The organism is Rhizobium phaseoli (assembly GCF_010668805.1).
GTDB classification, from domain to species: Bacteria; Pseudomonadota; Alphaproteobacteria; order Rhizobiales; family Rhizobiaceae; genus Rhizobium; species Rhizobium phaseoli_A.
In genome coordinates, this window is record NZ_WUFT01000017.1 from 75196 (window position 1) to 90631 (window position 15436).

The 15436-nt window shown below is 61.9% G+C and carries 14 protein-coding genes; 2 read left to right on the forward strand and 12 right to left on the reverse strand.

The window, feature by feature from the left end; genetic code table 11:
- The 12 genes from GR197_RS23925 to GR197_RS23980 form a co-directional block, all read right to left on the reverse strand.
- Nucleotides 1-624 carry a Urease operon accessory protein gene (locus tag GR197_RS23925; RefSeq protein ID WP_164014144.1) on the reverse strand — a complete coding sequence of 208 codons (624 nt, stop codon included), beginning with the start codon at nucleotides 622-624 and terminating at the stop codon, nucleotides 1-3.
- A 16-nt stretch (nucleotides 625-640) separates the two neighbouring features.
- Entirely contained in the window at nucleotides 641-1048 is a 408-nt protein-coding gene (locus GR197_RS23930) for a lysozyme inhibitor LprI family protein (protein WP_164014039.1), read from the reverse strand.
- A 12-nt stretch (nucleotides 1049-1060) separates the two neighbouring features.
- Nucleotides 1061-1366 carry an urease subunit beta gene (locus GR197_RS23935; protein ID WP_003542314.1) on the reverse strand — a complete coding sequence of 102 codons (306 nt, stop codon included), beginning with the start codon at nucleotides 1364-1366 and terminating at the stop codon, nucleotides 1061-1063.
- Between the two features lie 10 nt (nucleotides 1367-1376).
- Nucleotides 1377-1628, reverse strand: a complete 252-nt coding sequence (locus GR197_RS23940) for a DUF1272 domain-containing protein (protein ID WP_164014041.1) — start codon at nucleotides 1626-1628, stop codon at nucleotides 1377-1379.
- Between the two features lie 10 nt (nucleotides 1629-1638).
- A complete protein-coding gene (locus tag GR197_RS23945) occupies nucleotides 1639-1941 on the reverse strand; it encodes an urease subunit gamma (protein ID WP_003561955.1) in 303 nt (100 codons plus the stop codon).
- A gap of 20 nt (nucleotides 1942-1961) precedes the next feature.
- Nucleotides 1962-2783, reverse strand: a complete 822-nt coding sequence (locus GR197_RS23950) for an urease accessory protein UreD (RefSeq protein ID WP_164014147.1) — start codon at nucleotides 2781-2783, stop codon at nucleotides 1962-1964.
- Between the two features lie 150 nt (nucleotides 2784-2933).
- Nucleotides 2934-3629: an urea ABC transporter ATP-binding subunit UrtE gene (urtE, locus tag GR197_RS23955; protein ID WP_003581844.1), complete on the reverse strand. Its 696-nt coding sequence runs from the start codon at nucleotides 3627-3629 to the stop codon at nucleotides 2934-2936.
- A 220-nt stretch (nucleotides 3630-3849) separates the two neighbouring features.
- On the reverse strand, nucleotides 3850-4605 hold the full coding sequence (gene urtD / locus GR197_RS23960; RefSeq protein ID WP_164014042.1) for an urea ABC transporter ATP-binding protein UrtD: 756 nt from the start codon (nucleotides 4603-4605) through the stop codon (nucleotides 3850-3852).
- Between the two features lie 5 nt (nucleotides 4606-4610).
- Nucleotides 4611-5774 carry an urea ABC transporter permease subunit UrtC gene (gene urtC / locus GR197_RS23965; protein ID WP_164014045.1) on the reverse strand — a complete coding sequence of 388 codons (1164 nt, stop codon included), beginning with the start codon at nucleotides 5772-5774 and terminating at the stop codon, nucleotides 4611-4613.
- A complete protein-coding gene (gene urtB / locus GR197_RS23970; protein ID WP_164014047.1) occupies nucleotides 5771-7438 on the reverse strand; it encodes an urea ABC transporter permease subunit UrtB in 1668 nt (555 codons plus the stop codon). The genes urtC and urtB overlap by 4 nt, the downstream gene beginning before the upstream one ends.
- A gap of 115 nt (nucleotides 7439-7553) precedes the next feature.
- Nucleotides 7554-8846: an urea ABC transporter substrate-binding protein gene (gene urtA, locus GR197_RS23975; RefSeq protein ID WP_164014049.1), complete on the reverse strand. Its 1293-nt coding sequence runs from the start codon at nucleotides 8844-8846 to the stop codon at nucleotides 7554-7556.
- A 187-nt stretch (nucleotides 8847-9033) separates the two neighbouring features.
- Nucleotides 9034-10938: an acid phosphatase gene (locus GR197_RS23980; protein WP_164014051.1), complete on the reverse strand. Its 1905-nt coding sequence runs from the start codon at nucleotides 10936-10938 to the stop codon at nucleotides 9034-9036.
- A gap of 178 nt (nucleotides 10939-11116) precedes the next feature.
- Between GR197_RS23980 and GR197_RS23985 the strand changes: the two genes are divergently transcribed.
- A complete protein-coding gene (locus GR197_RS23985) occupies nucleotides 11117-14503 on the forward strand; it encodes a hybrid sensor histidine kinase/response regulator (RefSeq protein ID WP_164014053.1) in 3387 nt (1128 codons plus the stop codon).
- Nucleotides 14496-15413, forward strand: a complete 918-nt coding sequence (locus tag GR197_RS23990) for a response regulator transcription factor (protein ID WP_164014055.1) — start codon at nucleotides 14496-14498, stop codon at nucleotides 15411-15413. The genes GR197_RS23985 and GR197_RS23990 overlap by 8 nt, the downstream gene beginning before the upstream one ends.
- Nucleotides 15414-15436: the final 23 nt, after the last annotated feature.

The window sequence follows — 15436 nt, forward strand, 5'->3', positions numbered from 1 at the left end:
TCAGACTCCGTGGGAGGAAGAGATAAGCGTTTCCCCGCTAAGCCGCTTGAGGCGGCCCGCGGCGATATAGGCATCGACAAGCTGTTTTTCGGCCGCAAACGGGTGCCATTCCCAGCCGACATGACCGAAGCCGGCAAGCGTCACCTCGGCCTCGGAATATGTGTTCAGCACCTCGGCAATGACGATCAAGCCGCTGCTCGGCACGACATAGGGCGCCGGCGCAAAAGCCGACAGCGAGGCATCGACAGCCTCGTGGACCGACTTGCCGATGACGACATGCATCTTGCCGGTCTCAGCGCAGAAGGCAGTGAATTCATCCGTATAATCGTCGCAGAAATCGTCGAGATCAGGATGCGAGACGGCAAGCGGCGCTCGCATCGCGGCAAACTTTTCCGGGTCGCGCACGCTCCAGATTTCGCCGGCCGAAACCACGCCGGGATGGGCACGCCATTGCGGCGAACCGAGCATCGCCTTTGCCGGCCTACCGGTGTTGCAGACGGCAACGGCATCGGTGCGGCTGCCGCCCACGCCGTAGGAACGGCAATCATTGAAACGGATAACGAAATCGGCGGCATCGATGACACCTGCCTCTGTCTCTGCGACCTCGCCATTGCCGACGATCATGATCTTCCTGATCACCTTAGTTGCTCATCGTATCTTCGAGTTCTTTCAGCTCTTTCGTGCGTTTGTCCGTCACATCGGCCAGGCATCCGGCGACCAGCATCGGCTCCATCGTGCCGCCGCGGGCCTGAAAGCCGAAGGCATCGCATTCGGCATCGCGATAATCGATCCAGGCGCGCTGCGCCTTGACCAGCGCCTGTTCCGCACCCTTCATGTCGCCATCCAGGTCCTTGTCGATCGCCATCATGGCGGCACGCGTCTTCTTGTATTGCGCATTCAGCGCCTTGTCGGCGGTCTCGTGACGCGCCGCCTCGCACGAGGTCATGTCCGATTGCGTCTTCGGATTCTGGCAATCGATATCCTGAGCAAAGGCGTGACCTGCCGCCAGCAGCATCGCCGCCCCGATAAGGCAAATGTTCAAGCGCATGCGCCTCTCCCGCTAAAGCTTGCCCATTACCAGCTGACGGAAACCATAGACTTCGCGCTTGCCGGAAAGCGGGATGAGCGTCACCGAACGCGTCTGTCCCGGCTCGAAGCGCACCGCCGTTCCCGCCGGAATATCGAGCCGCTTGCCATGCGCTGCCGCGCGATCGAAGGAAAGCCCGGCATTGGTCTCGGCGAAATGATAGTGGCTGCCGACCTGCACCGGCCGGTCGCCCGTATTGGAAACCTCCAGCGTCACGGTCGGCGCGCCGGCATTCAGTTCGATGTCGCCGCTTGCGGCAATGATCTCGCCCGGAATCATCTCGTCCTCCCTAAGCCGCCTTGGGCGCGCAGCCCTCGGCCTTCAGCACGCGTTTCGTCGACCCCGGATTTTTGGCGAGCATCGCCGCGGGCCGGATAGGCCTTGCAACAAGATTGCCGCCGCAATTCGGGCAGACGCCCTTCAGCACGTCTCCGACGCAATCGGCGCAGAAGGTGCATTCATAGGTGCAGATCCGTGCCTCAGTGCTCTCCGGCGGCAAATCCTTGTCGCAGCATTCGCAATTGGGCCTGAGCTCGAGCATATCGGTCTCCCTACCGGATCGGTTCGTGCACGGTGACGAGCTTGGTTCCATCAGGAAAGGTCGCCTCCACCTGCACGTCATGGATCATCTCGGCAATCCCCTCCATCACCTGATCGCGACCGATCACATGGGCGCCGGCCTCCATCAGCTCGGCGACCGGCCGGCCATCACGGGCGCCTTCGACGACGAAATCGCTGATCAGCGCGATCGCTTCCGGGTAGTTCAGCTTGACGCCGCGCTCCAGCCGCCGCCGGGCCACCATCGCCGCCATCGATATCAGCAGCTTGTCTTTTTCTCTCGGAGTGAGGTTCATCGTCTACCTGCCTATTGAACTCATAGATTCCAGACTTTCGGCACAGGCGCACCATTGCGCAAGGCGGAAATGACCGGGATCAGGATTTTTCTAAGGGCAAAGCCGTCGGCCGCCGCAAGGCGGACGACGAGCTTGCCATCCCAGGCGCTCGCACCACCCATCGCGCCTTCGACGAGCGGCCGCACCTTGCCGAGATAGGCCTCCGAAAGCGGCCCGGCATAAAGCAACGTCGCAAAGGCCACCTGTCCGCCAAGCACCGCCTGCCGCGCCGCCAGCGCCGAGACACCCTCGGAAAGTCTGAGCTCGTCGGCGTGGACCAGTTGACCCGAGCGTCGGACGCGCCAGCGGTCACGAAACAGCCCGGTTTCCACCGTCTCACCCATCGCCTTGCGGCCGAGCAATACAGCTTCGACGGCCAAAAATTCGGAGCCTTCGTCAAGATCGACATCCAGTCGCCGGAAAAGTGCGGCCCGATCGAAGAGGATCGTTTCCTGCGGCAGCCAGTCGACCCGGGCTTGGGCTCCGACCTTGATGCTGGTCGTCACCTCGGCCGTTCCGGCCGAGGCCCTGTAGATCTTCTCGCAGGCCTGGGTGGTGACGTCGATGCGCGTGCCCGCTCCGGCCTCAACGCTCCAATCCATCCGATCGCCGCCGGTCAATCCACCAGCGGTGTTGATGATGACGGCTTCCATCGAGGCATCAAACGTATCGGGCAGGCGGATCTTCGCCGCGCCATCCTGATAGAGTTCACGCAGACGCGTGCGGCCGTCAAACAGCTTTGCCGCCAGATGCCCGCGTCCCTCCGCTCTTTGCGGTCTCGTCCCTGCCGCCGCAATCGTCATACCGTCCCTTTCGGTCGCGCCATCGGTCTCATTCAATCGCACGGATAACGCAAAGCAAGCAATTCCCATGCCGCCCATGGACACCCGCAACGGACCTGGAAGATTTGAAAGGGCGCCGCACCATCTGCCAAAAAATACAGCATTTGCCGATCAAACGGTCAGATGGCGACGAGCCTCCGGCGTATCCAGCGTTTCGGCAAGGCCTTCATGCACGATCTCGCCGCGATCCATGATGTAGACGTAATCGGCAAGCTCCCGGCAGAAGTCGAGATATTGTTCGACGAGCAGGATCGCCATGCCGGTGGAATCGCGGAGATAACGGATCGCCCGGCCGATATCCTTGATGATCGAAGGCTGAATGCCCTCGGTCGGCTCGTCGAGCACGAGAATCCGAGGCCGGGTCACCATGGCGCGACCGATCGCCAGCTGCTGCTGCTGGCCGCCGGAAAGATCGCCGCCGCGACGTGACAACATCGACTTCAGCACCGGGAAGAGACTGAAGATGTCGTCGGGAATATTCCGATCGCGGCGGCCAAGCGGCGCAAAGCCGGTTTCGAGATTTTCCTTGACCGTCAGCAGCGGGAAAATTTCCCGCCCCTGCGGCACATAGCCGATGCCCTGCTTGGCGCGGGCAAAGGGCGGCAGGCCGTTCAGCCGGGTATCGTTGAAGGTGACGGTGCCGGCCGACAGCGGGTGCTGGCCGGTCACGGCGCGCAGAAGTGAACTCTTGCCGACGCCGTTGCGCCCCAGTACGCAGGTGATCTTTCCCATCTCCGCCTTGATGGAGATGCCACGCAGCGCCTGGGCGGCGCCGTAGTGCAGGTTTGCGTTTTCGACTGTCAGCATGATGCCGTCTCCTGAATCTTTGTGGGTCCCAAAAAGACCCCTCCCCAACCCCTGCCCACAAGGGAGAGGGACAAACTCGGAGCGACCGTCCCCCTTTCCAGGAGACCATAAGAAAGCTGGCAATCGTAGCGACGCGCGAGCGCCCAGGTTAAGCCCCTCCCCCTTGTGGGGAGGGGTTGGGGAGGGGTGACACACCCACCAACATTCAATCGACGCATCATCACCGCCCCAGATAATTCTCGATCACCTTCGGATCCGAGCTGACGAAATCGATCGATCCCTCAGCCAGCACCGAGCCTTCCGCAAGGCACGTCACCTTGACGCCGAGGTCGCGGATGAAGCCCATGTCGTGCTCGACGACGACGACCGAACGGGTCCGGGCGATATCCTTGAGCAGGATTGCCGTCTCAGCCGTCTCCGCATCCGTCATCCCGGCCACCGGTTCGTCGACCAGCAGCAGCTTCGGCTCCTGCGCCAGCAGCATGCCGATCTCCAGCCATTGCTTCTGCCCATGCGAGAGGTTGGCGGCGAATTCGTCGCGGCGGTGCGTCAGCCGCACCGTTTCCAGGATTTCTTCGATGCGTGCCTTGTCTTCACCCGAAAGCCGATAGAACAGCGTCGAGAACACGCCGCGGCGCCGGTTCAGCGCCAGTTCCAGATTGTCCCACACCGTATGACTTTCGAAGACGGTCGGCTTCTGGAACTTGCGACCGATGCCAAGCTCGGCGATATCGGCCTCATCCTTCCTGGTGAGGTCGATCGTGCCATTGAAAAACACCTCGCCCTCATCGGGCCTGGTCTTGCCGGTGATGATGTCCATCATCGTGGTCTTGCCGGCGCCGTTCGGGCCGATGATGGCGCGCAGTTCGCCGGGCGCGATGACGATCGACAGCGAATTCAGCGCCTTGAAGCCGTCGAAGGAAACCGAGACGCCGTTGAGATAAAGCACGCTGGTGGGTTTGACGTCCGGGATCATGCTGCTCACTCCGCGGCCTGGGTTTTCGGTTCGATGACGTCTTCCTGCGCCACCGGTGGGACGGCTTTGGAGACGGCTTTCCGCCTGCCGAGATATTGGGCGATCGTGCCGACGACACCTTTCGGCAGAAACAGCGTGACGGCGACGAAAAGACCACCGAGCGCAAACAGCCAAAACTCCGGGAAGAGGCCGGTGAAGATCGTCTTGCCGCCGTTGACGAGGATCGCACCGATGATCGGCCCGATCAGCGTCGCCCGTCCGCCGACCGCTGTCCAGATGACCACTTCGATCGAGTTTGCAGGAGCGAATTCGCCAGGATTGATGATGCCGACCTGCGGCACGTAGAGCGCGCCGGCAATGCCCGCCATCATCGCCGAGACGACGAAGGTGAAGAGCTTGAAGTGCTCGACGCGGTAACCGAGGAAGCGCGTGCGACTTTCCGCATCGCGCACGCCGACCAGCACCTTGCCGAACTTCGAGCGAACGATCGCCGAGGCAAGCAGCAGCGACAGCGCCAGCAAGACCGCGGTTGCCGCAAACAGGGCTGCACGCGTGCCGTCAGCCTGGACGTTGAAGCCGATAATATCCTTGAAATCGGTCAGGCCGTTATTGCCGCCGAAGCCCATGTCGTTACGGAAAAAGGCCAGCAGCAGCGCGTAGGTCATCGCCTGGGTGATGATCGAGAGATAGACGCCGTTGACGCGTGAGCGGAAGGCGAACCAGCCAAAGACAAAGGCGAGCAGACCGGGCACGACGAGCACCATCAGCGCCGCAAACCAGAAGTGGTTGAAGCCATACCAGAACCACGGCAGATCCTTCCAGTTCAGGAACACCATGAAATCGGGCAGGATTGGGTCGCCGTAGCTGCCGCGGGTGCCGATCTGGCGCATCAGATACATGCCCATCGCATAACCGCCGAGCGCAAAGAAAGCACCGTGGCCGAGCGAGAGAATGCCGCAGAAGCCCCAGACGAGATCGAGCGCTAAGGCCAGCAGCGCATAGGTCAGATACTTGCCGAACAGTGACATGATATAGGTCGGCACGTGCAGCGGATGGGTCGGCCCGGTCATCAGGTTCAGCACCGGCACGAGAACGGCGACCAGAAGCAGCAGCGCGATGGCAATGACGATCTTGCGATCGAGTGATCGGAGAAGGAAGGCCGTTATCATGCTTCCACCGCCCTTCCTTTGAGTGCGAAGAGCCCACGCGGACGCTTCTGGATGAAGAGAATAATGAGGACGAGCACCAGAATCTTGCCGAGCACGGCGCCGGCGAAGGGCTCGAGGAACTTGTTGACGACGCCGAGCGAGAGCGCGCCGACCAGCGTGCCCCAAAGATTGCCGACACCGCCGAAAACGACCACCATGAAGCTGTCGATGATGTAGGATTGGCCGAGGTTCGGCGAGACGTTGTCGATCTGGCTGAGCGCCACGCCGGCAATACCGGCAATGCCCGAACCGAGCGCGAAGGTGAAGGCGTCGACCCAGCCGGTACGGATGCCCATCGACGATGCCATGCGGCGGTTCTGCGTGACGGCGCGCATCTGCAGGCCGAAGGCCGACCGCTTGAGCAGCAGGAGCAGCGTCACGAAGACGACCATCGAAAAGACGATGATCCACAGTCGGTTCCAGGTGATCGAGAGCCCGCCGAGATCGAAGACGCCGGACATCCAGGTCGGATTGCGGACCTCGCGGTTGGTCGGGCCGAAGATGCTGCGCACGGCCTGTTGCAGGATCAGCGATACGCCCCAGGTGGCGAGCAGCGTTTCGAGCGGCCGGCCGTAGAGATAGCGAATGACGGCGCGCTCGATCACCAGGCCGACGAAGCCGGTGAAGATGAAGGCGGCCGGCACCGCAAAGGCCAGCGAATAATCGGCAAGCTGCGGAAAGGCAGAGGTGATGTATTCCTGCACGACATAGGTGGTGTAAGCGCCGATCATAACCATCTCGCCATGCGCCATGTTGATGACGCCCATGACGCCGAAGGTGATGGCAAGGCCGATCGCCGCAAGCAGCAGCACGGAGCCGAGCGACAATCCGTACCAGATGTTCTGGACGACATCCCACAGCGCCAGGCTACGGTTGATGGTGTTGATATCGGCCTGGATCGCCGGCTTCAGATCGTCAGGCGCGGTTTCGAGCGTGGTCGTGAGGATGGTCAGCGCATCGCGATTGCCGCGAGCCGCGATCGTATCGATCGCAGCCTTCTTGTCTTCGACGCTCGCATCCGTCTTCAGCAGCAGCACTGCACGCGCGGCTTCCATCGTATTCTTGATCTCGGCGTCCTTTTCAGCCGCAAGCGCCGCGTTCAACAGCTCCAGATTGGCGGGATCGGCGTCTTTCAGCAGACCCTGTGCCGCGGCGAGCCGCGCCGAACGATCCGGGCTCATCAGCGTCAACTGGCTGGTTGCGGCGCCGATAACGCCGCGAAGCGCATTGTTGATCTTGACCTTAGTCATCATGTCAGGATCGACATCGGCAGCGGCTTCGCCGGTGACCGGATCGGAATAGGTCGGTTCGTCATCGGTGCCGCCCTGGAGGAGCACCGGACCGCCGTCGGAATTGACGTAGAGAAGGCCGTCGCTCAACTGCTGCAGGATCTGGCTGACATGCGGGTCCTTGGAGGCGACCAGCGCCTTGATGGCCGCCTCGCGTTCCGGGAAGTCGCCGACGCCGAGCGCATCGATGAGCACGTGAATATCGTCCTCGGCCCGAACTTCGCTCGATATTGCCAGGCCCGGAAATGCGAGACCGATAAATGTCAGGCCCGAAAATGTCAGCCCCGAGAATGTTAGGCAGAGCGTGATAAGGAAAAACTTTATGGCGCGACACATCGGCTTTCTCGCCCTTGAGTGTGTTGGCCTTGCGGCGCAATCGCTGGGACGGAGCTTCCGCCCGGGATCAAACCCGGACGGAAGTCTTCAGGCAATCATCTGACTGGGGTCGTCCTCAGGAACCCTTGCCGCCGCACTTGCCGGTGGCAACGTTGAAGTTGCCGCAGGACATCGGCTTGCGCCAATCGGAGATCAGGTCCTTGGAGTCGGGCAGGTAATCCGACCATTCGTCACCGACCACGGCGGGCGTCTGCTGGACGATTTCGAACTGGCCGTCGGCCTGGATTTCACCGATCAGCACCGGCTTGGTGATGTGATGGTTCGGCATGACGGTCGCATAACCGCCGGAGAGGTTCGGAACGCTGACGCCGATGATGGAGTCGAGAACCTTGTCGGTATCGGTCGTGCCGGCAGCCTGGACGGCCTTAACCCATGCGTTGAAGCCGATATAGGCAGCCTCCATCGGGTCGTTCGTCACGCGCTTGTCGTTCTTGGTGTAGGCGTGCCAGTCCTTGATGAACTTCTTGTTGGCCGGGCTTTCCACCGACTCGAAATAGTTCCAGGCAGCGAGATGGCCGACAAGCGGCTTGGTGTCGAGGCCGGCAAGTTCTTCTTCGCCGACCGAGAAGGCGATGACGGGAATGTCGGTTGCCTTGATGCCCTTGTTGCCCAGTTCCTTGTAGAACGGAACGTTGGCGTCGCCGTTGATCGTCGAGACGACGGCGGTCTTCTTGCCGGCCGAACCGAATTCCTTGATCTTGGAAACTTCGGTCTGCCAGTCGGAGAAGCCGAACGGCGTGTAGTTGGTCATGATGTCTTCTTTCGGAATACCCTTCGAAATCAGGTATGCCTCGAGAATCTTGTTGGTCGTGCGCGGATAGACATAGTCAGTCCCTTCAAGAACGAAGCGCTTGACGCCTTCTTTTTCCATCAGGTAGTCGACGGCCGGAATGGCCTGCTGGTTCGGAGCAGCACCGGTGTAGAAGATGTTGCGCGAGGATTCTTCGCCTTCATACTGCACGGGGTAGAAGAGCAGCGAATTCAGCTCTTCGAATACCGGCAGAACGGATTTACGCGACGAGGACGTCCAGCAACCGAAGACGGCGGCAACCTTGTCCTTCTGGATCAGCTCGCGGGCCTTTTCGGCAAACAGCGGCCAGTCGGAAGCCGGATCGACGACGACGGCCTCGAGCTTCTTGCCGAGAAGGCCGCCCTTTTTGTTCTGCTCGTCGATGAGCATCAACATGGCGTCTTTCAGCGTGGTTTCGGAAATCGCCATCGTGCCGGAAAGCGAATGCAATACGCCGACTTTAATCGTGTCCTCGGCGGCAACCGCGCCGTGGAATGCGGCCGATGCCGCCATGACGGCACCAAGCGCAGCGCCGGTGATCGTGGATCTGAGATTCATCTGGTTGAGCCCCTCTTCTTGTTCCGCAACAGGCCGGAAACGGAATTTAACTGTTGCCGAGGGGACTATCGGGTGCTGCACCGCAAAAACACATACGCAAAATGACGTAGGCGCGGGGGCAAACGAGCAGGCCGGAAAGCGAAGGGCATCCCCGCAGCTGGGAATGCCCTCTTGGTTCGAGAAGAAATTACCCTTCGATCGTCAGTGTGACGGAGGTCGGGCCGTAAGAGAGGCTCGCCTTGTGGCCGGAGATAGTGAGCTTGCCGAAGGTACCGGAAAGGGTGCCGGCCTTCAGGATCTCGATCTTCGTTCCGGGTTTTGGGGTAAAGCCATCGGCAAGCGTCACCTCGAGATCGCCGGCGAGCGCCGCCTTGCCCTCGACGGCCAGCGTGCCGGCGCCGTTCGCGCCGAGCGCCAGCTTTACCGTCGCATGGGCGAGCTGCTGATAGTCACCGCCGACGGCCAAAGGCTTGTCTGCCGCTACGACGAGCGAACCGCCATTGACCGTCAAGGCGCCGGCACCGAAGGCCGACGGCGATCCGGCCACCAGCGCGCCCTCTTCGAGCACCGTGCCGCCGGCATAGCTGTTGGCGCCCGAAAGCCCGAGAATGCCGCTGCCGCGTTTTACCAGCCTGCCTTTGCCGGTGATGTCGTTGCGCCAGGTATCGATCGCATCGAAGCCGCCCTTTGCCGCGTCCATCGTCACGGTCACATCCTGGTCGAAGGCACCGTAACCGTCGGCGGCGGCAAACAGGTTAAGACGACCGTAACCCTCCGCATCGTCGATGAGCGGATAACCCGAGGCAATCTCCGTCGTCTTCAGCACGTCGCGGCGCTGTTCGCCGCCCAGATAGGGCAGACGCGTTTCGAGAAGCGCTTCAGCGCCCTGCGGCACGCGCGCCGGCTGATCGGTCGCATGGATCGTCGGCATTCCGTAGCTCAGGCGCTGCAGCACGTAAGCGCGATTGGCGTCATGGTCGGCAAAACGATCTGCGGCAAGCGGCGCCGCATGCGCGGCGACTTCGAGCGCGCCCGCATCGGCAACGCCTGATTTGGCGACGAGCCATGACTGCGCCTGGGTGTACGCATCGCTCTTCAGCGCGGCATTGTCGGCCTTGTTCAGATTGTAGACGACCGTCGCGGTGCCGAGCATCCGGCCACCCATCACGTCGAGCGGAGAATGCATGCCGGCAAGGATGCGATCCTCGCCCAGTTCGCTGGCGCGCGTGATCATTTCCTGAAAGCGCTGCGGCACGAGATAGGCCATGGCGAGCGCATCCCGCCAGGCTTCCGCCGTATGCCCGCTTGGGAAACCGCCATCCTCGACCGGCTTTCCGCTCTTGGCCGGCTCAAGCGTCGGGACGACCGACACGTCCTGACTCCAGCGATAGGGACGGCCATATTTGAAATAGCGCTTGGCAGGTTCCGTCGATCCATCCCCGCTTGCGGCGTTGATGAAATTGATCGCAAGGCCCATGTCCGGGTTTGCATCGGTCTTGTTTTCCGTATCCGGCTTACTGCCGGCGCCGCGATTGTTGCCCTTGTCGTCGTATTTGACCGTCGTCGCATCGGCGGCCACTTCGGTGATCGTGGTGGTCTGCTTCGAGCCGGCCTTCCAGGCATCCGTCAGCGGGCCGAGGCCATCGACGATGCTGGCATTCTTGCCGCGCCTGTCGTCGAGATAGGCGGCCACCGCCTGATCGGCCGTCCGCGCCCGCGTCGCATTGACGACATAGGCGATGTTGGCGTCATGGACGGCCTGGTTGACGATATGGCCGTCGGTCTTGCTGGCGGGAATGCCATCCCAATCCGTTTTGGCGACCGCCGGGCAATCGTCCTTGGCCGGGGCTTCGACACCCGCATCGACGAAAGGTGTGCGCGGGGTCCAGATTTCGAGGAAGCCGGAAAGGAGGTGAACGGCGGCGTTGGTGTCCACCGTCGAGAAGCACGCATCCCCGCGCTTGTTGGTGTTTCCGGCTTCGACATAGGGCGCTTTCGCCGCCGTGGCCTGCTCGGCGCTGGCAAACGATGGCACGATGGAAACAAGGCAGACGAGGGCGGTGCTCAGGCGGCAAAGGCTTAAACCAGACATGGGATACCCGAAATGGTTGAACGAACGCGGGGAGAGGTAGAGTTCTTGTGTGACAGGTCAATTTCAAAAATATTGCCATTCTGTGAACCACCCGGCGTCCGCCTCTTGCCTTTCCGCTCCATCCCGCCAAAACTCGTTGGAAGACGATGAGCCCCAACCGGAATGCTGAAAGGAAGACATGGCAGCGCGCCAACGCATCATTCCGGTAAGACGCGAATACAATCGCTGGGTCGCAAACCAGACGCTGGAAGATTATGCGCTGCGCTTCACCGCAAAGAGCGCACGCCATTTCTCCTCGCAACGCATCTCGCAGACGGCGATCGGTGCAATCTCCTTTCTGGCGCTCGAGGCGATCGGCGGCGCAATCACCCTCTCCTACGGCACCACCAACGCCTTTTATGCCATTATCGTCGCAAGCATCGCCATGCTGGCGATCGGTCTGCCGATCAGCCGCTACGCCATCCGCCATGGCGTCGACATCGATCTTCTGACGCGCGGCGCCGGCTTCGGCTATATCGGTTCGACCATCACCTCGCTGATCTATGCGAGCTTTACCTTCATGCTGTTTGCGATCGAGGCTTCGATCATGTCCGGCGCGCTGGAGCTCACCCTCGGCATCCCGCTCTGGATCGGATACATCCTCAGCGCCGTCATGGTGATCCCGCTGGTGACGCATGGCGTGCGGCTGATCAGCAAGTTCCAGCTGATGACACAGCCCTTCTGGATCGTGCTGAATATCCTGCCCTTCATCTTCATCGCCTGTTTGGACTGGGAAAAGTTCGATCTCTGGCGCGCCTTTGCCGGCATCCGCCATGCCTCCGGTCCGCCCGGCACTATCGCCGATTTCAATCTGGTGGAGTTCGGCGCTGCCTCTGCCGTCATCCTGGCGCTGATGTCGCAAATCGGCGAACAGGCCGACTTCCTGCGTTTCCTGCCGCCGGACCCGCAGCGCAAGTGGCGCCATCGCCTGGCTGTTTTTCTCGCCGGACCCGGCTGGGTCATTATCGGCGCGCCGAAACTGCTAGCCGGCTCTTTCCTCGTCGTGCTGACCTTTGCCTCGGGCGTGCCGCTTGATCGTGCCGCGGACCCGGCGCAGATGTATCTGACCGCTTTCGGCTATATGGTCCCCTGGCACAACGCAGCGCTGCTGTTGATGGCCGCCTTCGTCGTCATCTCGCAGCTGAAGATCAACGTGATGAATGCCTATGCCGGCTCGCTCGCCTGGTCGAACTTCTTCTCGCGACTGACCCACAGCCATCCTGGCCGTGTCATCTGGCTGGTCTTCAACGTCGCGATCGCCCTGCTTTTGATGGAGCTTGGCATCTACCGACTGCTGGAGGAGACGCTCGGGATCTTCTCGATCATCGCAATGGCCTGGCTCTGCACGATCTCCGCCGATCTTTTCATCAACAAGCCACTTGGCCTCGCACCACCCGGCGTCGAGTTCAAGCGCGCCCATCTCTACGACATCAACCCGGTCGGCCTCGGCGCCATGACGCTGTCGGCGACGGTGTCGCTGATTGCCCATTTCGGTGCCTTCGGCGCAATCGCCGCCTCGCTCGCTCCCTATATCACCCTCGTCATCGCGCTGATCGCCTCGCCGGTGCTCGCCTGGGCGACGAAAGGCAAGTTTTACCTCGCCCGCAAGCCGCGCCACAGCTGGAAAAACCTGACAAACATCACCTGCTCGGTCTGCGAACACCCGTTCGAGCCGGAGGATATGGCCTGGTGTCCGGCTTATGCCGCGCCGATCTGCTCGCTCTGCTGCTCGCTCGACAGCCGCTGCCACGACATGTGCAAGCCGGCCGCCCGTTTCAACGCACAGGTCGGTACCGTCGCCAAGGTGTTGCTGCCCCACGCCATTCTGAGGAAGCTGACGACGCGTCTCGGCCGCTACGGCATCGCCGTCGTGCTGGCCTTGACGGCCATCGGCGCAATCCTGGCGATGATCGCCCATCAGGTCGCCGCCGCCTCGCCCGCAACGGCCGAGGTCGTCAACCGCACCATCCTCATCGTCTTCTTCGTCTTCGCGGTGATATCAGGGGTCGTTTGCTGGTTCTATGTGCTCGCCCATGACAGCCGCGTCGTCGCCGAGGAGGAATCCTCGCGCCAGAACACGCTGCTGCTCAAGGAGATCGCCGCCCACAAGAAGACCGACACCGCCTTGCAGAGCGCCAAGGAGACGGCCGAGGCCGCCAATCGCGCCAAGAGCCGCTACGTCGTGGGCTTGAGCCACGAACTGCGCACGCCGCTCAACGCCGTGCTCGGTTATGCCCAGATCCTTGAGCGCGACGAAACCATCCCGGCGCCACGCCAGTCCTCGATCAAGGTCATCCGCCGCAGCGCCGAGCACCTTTCCGGGCTGATCGACGGCCTGCTGGATATTTCCAAGATCGAGGCCGGCCGCCTGCAGGTCTATTCCAATGAGATCAACATCCAGGATTTCCTCGACCAGATCGTCGATATGTTCCGCCCGCAGGCGCAGGCAAAGGGCCTCGCCTTCATCCACGATCGCTCGCCGGCCTTGCCGCAATTCGTCCGTACCGATGAAAAGCGGCTGCGTCAGATCCTCGTCAACCTGCTCTCCAATGCCATCAAGTTCACCGACGAAGGCACCGTCACCTTCGATGTCGGCTATCGCAGCCAGGTGGCGACCTTCACCGTTGCCGATACCGGCCGCGGCATCACCGAGCAGGACCTGCCCCGCATCTACGAACCCTTCCAGCGCGGCGAGGCCGAAAGCGTGCGGCCGATGCCGGGCCTCGGCCTCGGCCTCACCATCACCCGGCTTCTGACCAACACGCTCGGCGGCGAGATTTCGGTTTCGAGCGTCAAGGACGAGGGCTCGACCTTCCGCGTCCGGCTGATGCTGTCGGCCGTCATGCGCGCCGTGGCGGCCGCGCCGCAGGAGAAGCGCATCGCCGGTTATGACGGCCCGCGCCGCACGCTCGTTATCGTCGACGACAATGAAGACCATCGCGAGATGATGCGTGAAATCCTGGCACCCCTCGATTTCATCGTGCTGACGGCGGCGGGCGGCGGCGAATGCCTGACGCTGATCGAAGGTATCATGCCGGACCTCTTCCTCGTCGATATCCTGATGCCCGGCATGAACGGCTGGCAGCTCGTGTCGCGTCTGCGCGAGGCCGGCCAGACAGCGCCGGTGCTGATGCTTTCGGCCAATATCGGTGATGCCGCTGTTCTCAGCGACAGTGACGACAGCCACAATGATGCGATCGGCAAGCCGGTCGACATCCGCCAGCTCCGCGACAAGCTCGCTTTGCATCTTGGGCTGAAATGGGTCTATGCCGACGCCGCACCCGCAGTTCCCGTTAAGACCCAAGCGCCGATGCTGAGCCCAGGTGCGGCCCATGTGCAGGAATTGCTGCGGCTCGGTGAGATCGGCTATATCAGAGGCATCGAAGCCAAGCTTTCGGACCTTGCCAGGGTGGAGGCAAATCAGCCATTCACCGAGAAACTTCGCGCCTATGTCGCCGCCTTCGATCTCGCCGGCTTCATGACCTTCCTGCACGACTTCGACGAAAAGGTGGAACCCATTGGCTGAGCCGGCCCTCCCTCGCGACATCGTTCTGCTCGTCGACGACTCGCCCGAAGCGCTCGGCTTCCTGACCGACGCGCTCGAACAATCCGGCTTTTCCGTCCTGATCGCCACGTCAGGCACCGCCGCCCTTGGTATCGTCGAGCGCATCACCCCCGATCTCATCCTGCTCGACGCCGTCATGCCCGCCATGGATGGCTTCGAGACTTGCCGCCGACTGAAGGCGAATGCCGCGGTGGCGCAGGTGCCCGTCATCTTCATGACCGGCCTGACCGAGACCGAGCATGTCGTGCACGCGCTGGAATCCGGCGGTGTCGACTATCTCAGCAAGCCGATCAATATCGACGAACTGCGCGCCCGCATTCGTGTCCATCTGCGCAATGCTCGTTCGGCCCAAAGCGCCCGCGTCGCGCTCGACGCAGCCGGCCGCCATTTGCTGGCCGTCAAAGGCGATGGCGCCATCCATTGGTCGACGCCGCAAGCAACACGGCTCGTCAACGCCGCCATGGGCAGCGACGACGGCATGGAAATCGTCGTCCGCCATATCGCGGGCTGGATGCGCGACCGCGCAGCCGCAGTGCGCGATAGCATTATCTCGATCGTCCATGCCGGCCAGGCGGCGCTGCAACTCGCCTTCCTGGGCGCAATCGGGCCTGACGAATATCTCTTCCGCCTGACCGCCGCCAACCAGCGGCGCGACGACGAGGCACTGCGCCAGCGCTTCTCGCTCACTCAGCGCGAATCCGAAGTTCTGCTCTGGATCGCCAAAGGCAAGGCTAACCGCGACATCGGCGAAATACTGGGACTGTCGGCGCGCACGGTGAACAAGCACCTCGAACAGATCTACGTGAAGCTCGGCGTTGAGAACCGGGCGTCAGCAGCCGTCAAGGCCACGCACGTGCTACACGAGATGTGAGGAATGCCTGGACGACAACCGCA

Bases quoted from the DNA above. Each gene is read 5' to 3' on its own strand.
- GR197_RS23925 (WP_164014144.1), bottom strand. From the start codon at position 624: ATGATCGTCGGCAATGGCGAGGTCGCAGAGACAGAGGCAGGTGTCATC.
- GR197_RS23930 (WP_164014039.1), bottom strand. From the start codon at position 1,048: ATGCGCTTGAACATTTGCCTTATCGGGGCGGCGATGCTGCTGGCGGCA.
- GR197_RS23935 (WP_003542314.1), bottom strand. From the start codon at position 1,366: ATGATTCCGGGCGAGATCATTGCCGCAAGCGGCGACATCGAACTGAAT.
- GR197_RS23940 (WP_164014041.1), bottom strand. From the start codon at position 1,628: ATGCTCGAGCTCAGGCCCAATTGCGAATGCTGCGACAAGGATTTGCCG.
- GR197_RS23945 (WP_003561955.1), bottom strand. From the start codon at position 1,941: ATGAACCTCACTCCGAGAGAAAAAGACAAGCTGCTGATATCGATGGCG.
- GR197_RS23950 (WP_164014147.1), bottom strand. From the start codon at position 2,783: ATGACGATTGCGGCGGCAGGGACGAGACCGCAAAGAGCGGAGGGACGC.
- urtE (WP_003581844.1), bottom strand. From the start codon at position 3,629: ATGCTGACAGTCGAAAACGCAAACCTGCACTACGGCGCCGCCCAGGCG.
- urtD (WP_164014042.1), bottom strand. From the start codon at position 4,605: ATGATCCCGGACGTCAAACCCACCAGCGTGCTTTATCTCAACGGCGTC.
- urtC (WP_164014045.1), bottom strand. From the start codon at position 5,774: ATGATAACGGCCTTCCTTCTCCGATCACTCGATCGCAAGATCGTCATT.
- urtB (WP_164014047.1), bottom strand. From the start codon at position 7,438: ATGTGTCGCGCCATAAAGTTTTTCCTTATCACGCTCTGCCTAACATTC.
- urtA (WP_164014049.1), bottom strand. From the start codon at position 8,846: ATGAATCTCAGATCCACGATCACCGGCGCTGCGCTTGGTGCCGTCATG.
- GR197_RS23980 (WP_164014051.1), bottom strand. From the start codon at position 10,938: ATGTCTGGTTTAAGCCTTTGCCGCCTGAGCACCGCCCTCGTCTGCCTT.
- GR197_RS23985 (WP_164014053.1), top strand. From the start codon at position 11,117: ATGGCAGCGCGCCAACGCATCATTCCGGTAAGACGCGAATACAATCGC.